Source organism: Streptomyces sp. CHD11 (assembly GCF_018638295.1).
Classification (GTDB): Bacteria; Actinomycetota; Actinomycetes; order Streptomycetales; family Streptomycetaceae; genus Streptomyces.
Genome location: NZ_JABTTS010000116.1, coordinates 1 through 374 on the forward strand (window position 1 = coordinate 1; position 374 = coordinate 374).

Sequence of the window (374 nt, forward strand, 5' to 3'; positions counted from 1 at the left end):
TGCGGCGGCGGGGGCGGGTTCAGCGGTGCGGTCACCCGGACATCGTGCCAGGCCCGGGCCGGGGCGCGCGGGCCGGGAGGGCCGATCGTGGCCCAGGGGGCGTCAGCGGACGGCGGCCCGGCGGTACGCCCGGGTGGCGAGGGTCAGCGAGACCACGCCCACGCCCGCGCAGACCCCGAGGTCGACGAGGACCGCCGCCCAGTCGGGACGGGGCGCGAAGGTCCGGGCGAAGGCTTCCACGCCGTAGGTGGAGGGCAGCAGGTCGCGGGCGAGGACCAGCAGGGCGGGCAGCCGCTCGGGCGGCAGCACGCCGAGCAGGAGCGCGGCGGACATGCCGAGCTGGCCGAGGAGGGTGGCCAGTTTCGGGCGGGGCG

The 374-nt window shown here is 79.1% G+C and carries 1 pseudogene; it reads right to left on the reverse strand.

Going from position 1 to position 374, the window contains the following annotated elements:
• Positions 1–102 precede the first annotated feature (102 nt).
• Positions 103–374, reverse strand: a pseudogene (locus tag HTV45_RS33410) (ABC transporter permease); the annotation flags it as partial.